This window comes from Kitasatospora sp. NPDC051984 (assembly GCF_044593455.1).
GTDB lineage: Bacteria > Actinomycetota > Actinomycetes > Streptomycetales > Streptomycetaceae > Kitasatospora.
The window spans coordinates 37,115-47,068 of sequence record NZ_JBIUCB010000035.1 but is presented as its reverse complement, the minus strand read 5'-3'; the positions used below and the strand labels follow the sequence as shown (position 1 = coordinate 47,068).

Sequence of the window (9,954 nt, the reverse complement as noted above, 5' to 3'; positions counted from 1 at the left end):
AGATCGAACCGCACGGCCCCATCGAGACCGAAGCAGCCCGCCGCCTCGCCGACGACCTCAAGAACGAGTGATCACCCGATTACCCAACACTTTCTCAGGCGCTCGGCTGCCTGGTCGTGGTCACTGGCCGAGACCCGATGCCCGCCCTGGAGGCCGTCGGCGCCGTCCACCACCGCCTCGGACCGATGCCGCCCACGCACGGCATCCAGCTGCTGGCGCGGATCGTCGGAGAGGAACGCACCCGCCGCGACCCCGCGGGAGCGGCGGCGCTCGTCGACGCCTACGACGCCACGCCGCTGGCCATCGTGCTCGCCGCCGGCGAACTCGTCCTGCAGCTGGACCTGCCGCTGCGCACCGCCCTGCCTGAACTGTCTCCGCCCGTCGGACCGATGCGATCGGACGATCCCGTGCGTACCGCCGCCACCACGGCCCTCTCCGTCTTACCGCCGCACGACGCCCGCTTCCTGCAACGGCTCGCCCTGATACCGGCGCCGGACGTCGACGTCGCATCCGCCGCGGCGGCCACCGGCACCACCCGCGGGCAGGCCCAGGCACACCTGGCCCAGCTTGTCGGGCGGGGGCTGGTCGCCGCCACCCTCCGCGTCGCCGGCCGTGGAGACGTCTTCACGCTGTGGCCCGCGGTCCGCGCCGCCGCGGCCGAGGGCGTGGGACGCGCGAGCCAGGCGGCCATCGAGACCTCCGCCGGCTACCTCGCGCACCTTCTGCAGGCGGCCCGCGCCTGCGCGGAGATCCTCTCCCCGCACCAGCCGGTCCTGCCCCGCCCCGACCTCGGTGAGCCCCTCGCGCCGGTCCGTTTCAACGGCCGCCACCAGGCGCTGGCCTGGCTGGAGGCCGTCGCCCCCGCCGTCAGGCCCGCCCTGGACGCCGCCGTCTCCCACCACCCGGCGGTCACCTGCGCCCTCGTGAGCGACCTGCGGCCGCTCTTCGACCTGGTGCCGGACGTGGAGATGCGGATCGCCGTGCACGAGGAGGGTCTGCGCGCCGCGCACCGCTGGGGCGACGCGGCGGCGGTCCGCGAGATGTCCCTCGCCCTCGCTCAGAGCCTGGTCGCAGGCGAGCGACACATGGACGCCAGCGACCATTACATGCAGGCCCTCACACTCGCCCAGGCCGAAGGCGACCGCGCCGGCGTCGCGCAGTGCATCACAGGCATCGGCGCGGCCCTCCACGACGCCGGCTGGTACACCGAGGCCGAGCCCAACCTCCTCGAAGCCGTCGTCCTCCTGCACGAGCTCGGCGATCACCGGGGCACCGCGCTCGCCGAGATGCTCCTCGGCTCCGCCACCGCTCGCCGGGGCGACACCGACCGTGCCCTGCCGATCCTTCACCACGCCCACGCCGCGCTCGCCGGTCTCCAGCCTCCCGACCCGGTCAACGCCGCCCGCGCGCTGGCCCGCCTCGGCGAGGGGTACTCGATCGCCGGCCACCACGACGCCGCCGTCGCCGCGCTCACCCGGGCCCGGCGCGAGGCCGCCGACGCGGGCGACCGCCACTGGATCGCCCACACCACCGAATTCCTCGGACAGGCCGCCGAACGCGCCGGCAACCTGGAGATCGCCGTCGGCTGGTACACCTCCGCCCGCAACCACTACGCGGGCCTGGTCAGCACCCGCGACAAGATGCGCCTGGACGACCGGATCGCCCAACTCGCGCCCGGAGCCGGGCCGACGAGCGCCCCAGCCCGCTCCGGTGCCCGCGTTTTTGCGCCCGCCGCACCGGCCGATATCGCCCTCGTGCTGGACTTCAGCCCGGCCTCGACCGAGGGAGCCTTATGAGCAGCACGCCGAAGTCCGCCGGGGAGGTCTCCGACAGCGAACAGCTGCTGTTCGGCGGTCCGATGCGCTACGACTACGGGTGGGCCAAACACGAGATGGCCAGCGGGACGGTGACGTTCTGGGCGGTGGCGCGCCAGATGCCCCGGTTCCTGCGCCTGGCCGGGCGGATGGCCTGGCAGGCCGACCGGCGGGCCCTGGCCACACTGGTCGGCGCCGAGGTACTGCGGGGGCTGGCCGCGGCTGCCGCACTGATCGCCACCAACCGCGCCCTGTCCGCGGTTCTCGCGCCAGGCGAGGTCGGACAGGTCCTGCGCGCGGCGCTGCTGGCCGTCGTCGTCGTCGGCGTGCTGGCCTCGCTGTCCTCGGTCCTGTCCGCGGCGTCCTCCTGGGCGGGCGGACGCCTGGAGCCGGCGGTGTTCCGGCGGGCCACCGTCGAGTTCCTCGGGATCGTGAGTCGGTCCGAGCTGGAGGCTATTGAGGACCCCGAGTTCCTGGCGGAGGTCGACAGCGCCTGCTGGGGCGCGATGTCGCTGCAGAACATCATCGGCCAGGCCACCTCCGTCCTCACCGCGGCCCTTTCCCTCGCCTCCGCCGCCGGGGTCCTGTCCGTCCTGTACCCCGCGCTGTTTCCGATGCTGCTGTTGATCACCGCGCCGCGCGGCTGGGGCGCCGTCCTCACCGCCCGCCGCCAGTACACATCCACCCGCGCCTGGCTCCAGCACTCCCGAGCAAGCACTGCCCTTGCCGACATGATGATCCGCCCCTACTCGGCGGCCGAGCAGCGCGTCCACGCCAGCGGCCCGTTCCTGCTCCACCACTACACGCGGATGGCCACCTCCGCCGAGCAGGAGCAGGCCCGACTCGCCGGTGCCCGCGCCCGCACCGACCTGCTCACCGCGGCCCTGTCCGGCCTCGCCACCACCGCGGCGTTCGCCCTGCTCGGCTGGCTCGTGGTCGACGGCTCCATCCCGCTTGCCGCCGCCGGCACCGCCGTTGTCGCCATCCGCACCGGGTCGGCCAGCATCGGCGGACTCGTCTCCCAGATCAACCACCTGTACGAGGAATCGCTGTTCGTCCGCGACCTCGACCAACTGCGCAGCGAAGGCCACCGCCGGGCGATCCCCACCGGCGGCGCCCCGCTTCCCGAACGCCCCGAGACGATCACCGTCGAGGAGGTGTCGTTCACCTATCCCGGCCGCGACGTTCCGGCGCTGGACAAGGTCAGCCTCAGCATCGAACGGGGGAAGGTCGTCGCCCTGGTCGGATCGAACGGCTCCGGCAAATCCACCCTGGCCAACATCCTCTGCGGCGTCTACCAGCCCCACCGGGGCAGGGTGTGCTGGGACGGCGTCGACACCGCCGCCGGCGACCGCCACCAGCAGTTCCGCAGCGTCGCCCTGCTCGCGCAGAACTTCCAGCGGTGGATCTTCACCTTGCGGGCCAACCTGCTCCTCGGCCGCCCCGAGGTCCCCCTCGGGCAGGAGCAGCTGGACGCCGCCGCCGACTACGCCGACCTCCAGCCTGTACTCGACGAGCCGCCCCGCGGGTGGAGCACCCTGCTGGCCAAGGGCTTCGAAGGCGGCGTCCAGCTGTCCGGCGGCCAGTGGCAGAAGATCGCGCTCGCCCGGACCCGCCTGCGCCTGACCACGCCCGACCAGGAAGGCCGCCTGCCTGCGCTGGTCGTCGTCGACGAGCCCACATCCGCCCTCGACCCGCAGGCCGAAGTCGCCGCGTTCGAACAGATCCGCCAGCTGACCAAACTCGGCGTCACCGTCGTGCTGATCACCCACCGCCTCGGCGCCACGGCCAAGGCCGACCAGATCTTCGTCCTGGACCACGGCCGGCTCATCGAGGAAGGCACCCACGCCGACCTCATGACCTGCCGACCCGCCACGCACTACCGCGAGGCGTACCTGCTGCAGGCCCGCCAGTACGAGACCACCGTCCCCGACCAGACCCGCGGTCGCGACGGCGCCGACACCCACTGATCCCGATCGGAGCACCAGATCAGCCGGTGCTCCCCTCTTCCTCTCCTGGAGACACGATGACGGAACCGCTGCGGGGACCGGACCCGAACACCGGCCCGCCCGACCCGTTCGTCGCAGGAATGCCCCCGGTCGGCTGGCAGTACGAGGCTCTGCCGGTGCTCCGGGCGCTGGCGGCCGACGAGCCCTCAGCGCAGAAGCTGGAGGTGGCCGGATCCGCTCGCGACGAGCGGACGCTCGACGTCTGGTCCGACCTGGACGTCCTGGTGACCGCCACTAGCGACCCGCAGCCGATCGCCGACCGGCTCGCACTGGCCGTGACCGCCGAACTCGGCCCCCTGTACGCCAGCAGCCGATCCGTCGGCGACCAGGAAGCCGGCGTGCGGCTGGTCCTCGCGGACCTTCGGCGCATCGACCTCACGGTCCGCGCCACCCGCGCCACCGCGAACCCGCCAGCACTGCCCGACACCGGCGGCCCTCTCGCGCGGATCGCAGCGGAGTACCGCTTCGACGCCGTCCTCGCCGCGTTCAAGACCGCACGCCAGGACCTGCTCATCGGCGCCCACCTCGTGCTCCAGCTCCCCCGGCACCTGCTCGTCGCAACCATGATCCTGCGCGACCGCGAAACCGGCACCCGCCACCACCGGCACGGCAGCCCCGAGTGGAACACGTGGCTGGAGCGCCTCGCGGCGGTCGCCCCACCTGACAGCGCGACCACGATCACCGCCTCGATCCGCCACCACACCCACGTTCTTCAAGAACTCCTCGCCGTCCACGCCCCCGAACTGGCCGCCGACGACGAACCGCTGCACCGGCTCCTCACCGCCGTCGACCGGAACACGCGCACCCACACCGCCCACCGGTCCGACACCTGACCGCCCACCACCCCTGCCGCCGAAAGAACTCACTGTGCCCCACTCGCCCCTGCCGCGCCCGCACTACCTGGCCGTCCTGCCGCCGACGACCGTCGACCCGACCGCGGCAAAGGAGACGGCGCCTCGATGACCGCCACCACCACTCCGTCCGGCCCGCTCGCCGACGCGCTCGCACGCCTGCCCCTCGTGGCCCGCCCGACCCCCGTGGCTCCACGGTTGGAGCAGCGCGTCGCCGAGCTCGACGAACTCGCGCGCCAGACCGCCGAGACCGGTGACACGGACCTCGCCACCGCCATCCACCACCGCGCCGCCGTCCTCGCCTTCGACCGCGGCCATGCGGGCGCGGCGTACGGGCTGTGCGATCTGCACACGCACCTGTTCCTGGCCGGCAAGCCGCTGGACGGCATGCGCGCCGTTCAGGCACTGACGCTCCAGGCCACCGCCGCCGACCTCCTCGTTCGCGAAGGAAGGGCGCAGCAGGCGCTCTCCCTGTTGGCCGAGGTGGAGAGGGCGATCGCCGGGAACCAGGACGCCGCGCTGCCGGGGCGGAGCCTGTTCCTGGCCGGCCTCACGACCGACCGGTCCGCCCGCGACGAGGTACGCGAGTGGTGGGCCGGCGTGCGCCTGGCCCACGGCACCCGCGCCCTGCTCGCCGACGGCCGCTGGGCGCAGGCCCGCCGCCACACCGAGACCGACCGGATGTGGCAGCCCGCCCTCGGGGACGCGCAGCAGATCGCCGTGATCGCGATGGCCCTCGACGGCAAGCACGTGTCGGCGCTCACGCTGATCGACGAGGCACCGGTCTCCACGCTGTGGGAGCACGTGGTGGCCGAGGTGCTCAAGGTCTCCTGCGCGCTGATCGCCGACGGCAGCGCCACCTACGAACAACTGGTCGCGATGTGCGACACGCACGACCCCTACAACCCCAGCGGCGACCCCCTGTTCGACACCCAACTCACGCTGACCGTCGTCGATCTGCTCGCCGCCGCCGACAGGCCGGGGCCCGCCCGCCAGTACTACAAGGTCGCCACCGAATGGGCGCTGGCCGCGCAGGAGGGCTACAGCGCCCGGAGCGTCCTGGACCACAACCTGGCCGCCGGCCTTCCCGAAGGCCACTGGCGGGAGCTGACCGCGATCACCGAACGCGCCGGACTGCGCGCCACCGCCGTGCCGCCCGACCTCGACGAACGCATCACCGCCGCCGTCCTCCGGGCGGGTGCGGCCATCACCGCCGCCGTCGCCGGCGACCGGACCTCCCCGCCACCGCGGCCATGAGCGCCCGCCCCTGCCCGCCGCCGGCGCGAGCACCCCCGCAGCCGGCCCGGCGCATCCCCCGGCGCGCCGTCCCACACACCCGCGACAAGGAGACCGAACCCGTGAAGAAGAAGCCCATGAGGGCCGGCACCCTCAACATGGAGCACTTCGGCCAGAAGACCGACAGCAAGGGCAACGTGAACACGGACCGCTTCTGGTCCATCCTCGGAACGCTGGCCAAGCTCGACCTGGACGTCCTGTTCCTCCAGGAGATGACCTTCCGCCACCGCAACGGCGGACGCCTGCGCTTCGCCGCCGAGAACACGCTCGGCATGCGCTCCTTCCTCTCGCCTACGCCCGCGCACGCCGACGGCGAACGCGTCAACCCTCCAGGCCTGTTCATCCGCCCCGGCGTCTTCGAGATCGTCGGGGAGTGGCCGCAGCGCAGGGGGTGGTACACGCCCCCGGCCGCGATCAGCGTCCGCTACCGCAACGCCCCGTCCACCCTCCAGCTCGCCTCAGCCCACCTCAGCTACCAGGGCCCCGAGATGCGTACTGCGGAAGCCCGGATGATCACCACCTGGCAGACCCAGGGCCAGGCCGTGATGGCCGGCATGGACGGCAACTCCAACCTCTTCTCCGCGGTCGAGCACAACCCGCTGCCCGACTGGCCGAACATCCCGGACACCACGCACCGGGCGCACCGCACCCGTGACGGCCTCACCTCCGACACCACCCCGCACGACATCCTCACCGCCGCCGGCCTGCACGACGCCGCCGAGTACGCCGCCACCCACCTCGGCCAGGCGAACGCCACCGCGCCCACCGCCAGCATGTACGCGGCCACCAACGCCCGGCAGGGACCGCCCCAGCGCATCGACTGCATCAAGATGTCCCGCGCTCTGCTGCCCGCCATCGTCCAGGTCGAGGTGATCGCGCTGGAAGGCACTGACCATGCCCTGGTCGTCGCCGACGTCGACCCGGACGGCCTGGAGACCGGCCTCCACCTCCACGCCGAACACGACTACCGGAAGCCGCTGTGGACCCCCGACGCGCCGCCGTTCCGGATCGGAGCGTGACCCGCATGGCTACCGACTGGAGCATCGCGGAGAGCGCATCCGTCCCGAAGACCGGACCGGACACGGGCCCGGGCGAGGACCGCCTGCTCGTCCGCGACGACGACGGCCTCGTGCTCGTCGCGGTGATCGACGGCGCGACCGACAAAGCCGGCCGGCGCTACGAGGGGCGCACCGGCGGAGAACTGGCGGCCGACTGCGTCGAGGACACCCTCCGACATGCGCTCCTGCCCGTTGCCGGGGGCCCGGCGGGCCTGGTGGCCGCGATCACCGCGGGCCTCACCCGGACTCGCCACGCCTTCGGGGTCGACCCCGACGACCCCGTCGCGCCCAGCGCCGTGGCCGCCGTCTTCCTCCCCGAACAGGAAATCGTCGTCAGGGTGGGCGACGTCCACCTCGCACTGCGCCGCGGCGACGCCTGGCAGCAGATGCCCGCGCACAAGGAGATCGACGACCAGGCGGCCCACATCCGCGCCGCCCACCTGACCAGGTGGATTCTGGGCGGCACACCGGAGGCGGACCTGGCCGCCAACGACCCCGGCCGCGAACTGATCCTCCCCAGGCTCGTGCAGCAGCACCTGTTCGCCAACCGGCCCGGCGGCCACCCGCTGGCGTTCGGCGTCCTGGACGGCAGGACCGAAGTGCCGCCGGAGTTCGTCGAGGTCTTCGACACCGCCGGGGCGGACGAGGTCGTCCTCGCCACCGACGGCTACCTCGCGCCGCACCCCACGCTGGCCGAGGCCGAGCAGCAGCTGCGCGCCTCCCTGCTCGCGGACCCCCTGCGCATCGGCACGCATCCCGCGACCAAGGGCGTGACCCCGGGCAACGTCAGCTTCGACGACCGCATCTACCTGCGGGCCGTACGGCACTCATCGCGACAGGCGGGCGCCCCCCGGACCGCCCAGGACCAGGCCCCCACCAGCCACATGTTGCCCGCTTCGAAGGAGCACTGATGGAAACCCGCCCGCCCGAGACCATCCGCTTGGCGACCTACAACGCCTACAAGCTCGGCACCGGCGAGTTCGGCACTCCCCGCTGGCAGGCCCGTGTGGACGCGATCCGCGAGATCGGCCCGGACGTCCTGTGCCTGCAGGAAGTCCTCGTCCCCAGCGCCCGGCGGCAGCACGAGAGCGCCGCCGACGCGGCCGAGCGGCGCGACCGGGAAGCGTCCGCCGTCATCGCAAGGTTCGCCGCCGACTGCGGCCTGAGCGCAGCGATCTCCGACGGGACCGCCGACACCGCCATGGCCCCGGGAGTCGGCCACCTCTGGTACACCGCCATCCTGTGGGACCCGACCACGGTCCAGCCGGTGCCGGGCACCTTCCGGGCGTTCGGCGCACCCGACTTCCACCACGGCCTCACCACTCTCCAATTCGACGTCGGCGCCGCCGAAGCGCTCCTGGTGCTCTCGTACCACGGCGACCCGTTCCGCCCGGACCAGCGCGCGAACGAAGCCATCCGCATCAAGGGCTTCCTGCGATGCACCGGCGGAGCCCGGCCCGCCGTGGAGGCCGGCGACTTCAACGGCCTCTCGGCCGCCCAAGTCATCGGTCCGGACGGGCGGACGGCCTACTACGACGGCGAACCGTACGCCGACCAGACCCACGACGACCTGGAGTACCAGTGCGTCCCGGAGACCATCGGCACCACCAACCGGGCAGACCGTCGGCAGAGCGAGGTCCTGCTGCGCGGGGGCTTCGCGGTGGACGCCGCTGCGCACCTCGGCGCGCCGTGGAAGCCGGTGTCCGGCCACTGGCCCGACGGCACGGGCGACCCGTCCCCGTGGGGCGAACGCCGCATCGACCTCATCCTCGCCACCCGCCCCGTCGCGCGCGCCCTCATCTCGTACAGCGTCCACGCCACCGAGGCGAGCACCGCGGCGTCCGACCACCTGCCCGTCTACGTCGACCTCCGGCCGGCCGACATCCGAACCGACAAGGAGGCACCGTGCGAAAGTTCATGAACGGAAAAGCGTGGGGCACCACGGACAGCCCCGATGAGGACTTCGTGCGCGCGCACGTGCTGTGGCTGCCGAAGGAGCCGCAGGTCTTCGCCTACTTCGCGCGCATCGCGGAAATCACCAGCCAGTATCCGGAGATCATCACCACGATCCCCGCCCCCGACCTCCACATGACGATCCAGCAGATCCGGCCCCACACAGCCGACGGAACCCGCGTCGACGACGCGCTGCTCGACCGCGCCGCCGACGCCCTCCGCCGACAGCTCGCCGACCTGCCTCCGTTCCGCATCGAAATCGGCCCGGCGAGAGCGGCCCGCGCCGCCGGCATCGTGGAGATCTGGCCCGAGGACAACGTCGCCGAGCTGTACCGGCGCGTGCGCGCCGGCCTCACCGCCGGGGGACTCGAACTGCCCCCGGCCGAGGAGCACTTCTGGCCCCACATGTCCTGCGGCTACAGCGTCCAGGACACTGACACGCCCGAACTGGCCGCCCGGTCCGACCTCCTCGCCAACGCGCTCGGCCGCAGCATCAGGCCCGGCATCCGCACCAGCGCCACCGTCTCCAGCATCTGGCTGGTGTGGGAGCGCCAGCACCCGGAACCGCTGCCCCGCTACACCTTCGACCGCATCCACGAGATCCACCTCGCCCGGCCCTGACACCGGACGACTCCCGACCCGACCTGTCTCTTCCGCCCGGGCGCAGTCCGGCCGCAACCTGCATGGACGTTCATCCCGCCCGGACTGCGCCCGGGCGGCGAGCCACGGCACCACCGAACTCGAAGGACCGCAGAAGTAATGACTCTCAGGTACACGATCACCGCCGAGCCGGAGGCTCCGGAGGGCCGGCGATGGACGAGCAACACTGTCGTCGCGGTCGGGGTCATCGGCCTGATCGCCGGTATATGGCTGGCGAACCACTTCGGCACCGGTGCCCCTGCGGCCCCCGCCAGTCCCTCCAGTTCCGTCCCGCCGGCGACCGCTCCGGCCACCGCCGGGTAGGGGAACGCCG

8 protein-coding genes are annotated in these 9,954 nt (G+C 72.8%); all 8 read left to right on the top strand.

Going from position 1 to position 9,954, the window contains the following annotated elements:
• The first annotated feature begins 116 nt into the window (after positions 1-116).
• On the top strand, positions 117-1,796 hold the full coding sequence (locus ACIHEI_RS34820; RefSeq protein WP_396609567.1) for a hypothetical protein: 1,680 nt from the start codon (positions 117-119) through the stop codon (positions 1,794-1,796).
• Positions 1,793-3,784 carry an ATP-binding cassette domain-containing protein gene (locus ACIHEI_RS34815; RefSeq protein ID WP_396609566.1) on the top strand — a complete coding sequence of 664 codons (1,992 nt, stop codon included), beginning with the start codon at positions 1,793-1,795 and terminating at the stop codon, positions 3,782-3,784. The genes ACIHEI_RS34820 and ACIHEI_RS34815 overlap by 4 nt, the downstream gene beginning before the upstream one ends.
• A gap of 56 nt (positions 3,785-3,840) precedes the next feature.
• Positions 3,841-4,656, top strand: a complete 816-nt coding sequence (locus ACIHEI_RS34810; protein WP_396609565.1) for a hypothetical protein — start codon at positions 3,841-3,843, stop codon at positions 4,654-4,656.
• 126 nt (positions 4,657-4,782) lie between these two features.
• Positions 4,783-5,931, top strand: coding sequence for a hypothetical protein (locus ACIHEI_RS34805; RefSeq protein WP_396609564.1), 1,149 nt, complete (start codon positions 4,783-4,785; stop codon positions 5,929-5,931).
• A gap of 101 nt (positions 5,932-6,032) precedes the next feature.
• The gene (locus tag ACIHEI_RS34800) at positions 6,033-6,989 is read left to right on the top strand and encodes a hypothetical protein (RefSeq protein WP_396609563.1); all 957 of its coding nucleotides are present in this window, start codon (positions 6,033-6,035) and stop codon (positions 6,987-6,989) included.
• Positions 6,990-6,994: 5 nt separating this feature from the next.
• Positions 6,995-7,939 (top strand): protein phosphatase 2C domain-containing protein, encoded by a 945-nt coding sequence (locus ACIHEI_RS34795; RefSeq protein WP_396609562.1) that lies wholly within the window; start codon positions 6,995-6,997, stop codon positions 7,937-7,939.
• Positions 7,939-8,949, top strand: a complete 1,011-nt coding sequence (locus tag ACIHEI_RS34790; protein WP_396609561.1) for an endonuclease/exonuclease/phosphatase family protein — start codon at positions 7,939-7,941, stop codon at positions 8,947-8,949. The genes ACIHEI_RS34795 and ACIHEI_RS34790 overlap by 1 nt, the downstream gene beginning before the upstream one ends.
• On the top strand, positions 8,934-9,602 hold the full coding sequence (locus tag ACIHEI_RS34785; protein WP_396609560.1) for a 2'-5' RNA ligase family protein: 669 nt from the start codon (positions 8,934-8,936) through the stop codon (positions 9,600-9,602). Before ACIHEI_RS34790 ends, ACIHEI_RS34785 begins: the two co-directional genes overlap by 16 nt.
• Positions 9,603-9,954 lie beyond the last annotated feature (352 nt).

What these genes read in the sequence shown, in the direction of transcription:
- ACIHEI_RS34795 (WP_396609562.1), top strand. Translation starts at nt 6,995, where the DNA reads ATGGCTACCGACTGGAGCATCGCGGAGAGCGCATCCGTCCCGAAGACC.
- ACIHEI_RS34790 (WP_396609561.1), top strand. Translation starts at nt 7,939, where the DNA reads ATGGAAACCCGCCCGCCCGAGACCATCCGCTTGGCGACCTACAACGCC.
- ACIHEI_RS34810 (WP_396609565.1), top strand. Translation starts at nt 3,841, where the DNA reads ATGACGGAACCGCTGCGGGGACCGGACCCGAACACCGGCCCGCCCGAC.
- ACIHEI_RS34805 (WP_396609564.1), top strand. Translation starts at nt 4,783, where the DNA reads ATGACCGCCACCACCACTCCGTCCGGCCCGCTCGCCGACGCGCTCGCA.
- ACIHEI_RS34815 (WP_396609566.1), top strand. Translation starts at nt 1,793, where the DNA reads ATGAGCAGCACGCCGAAGTCCGCCGGGGAGGTCTCCGACAGCGAACAG.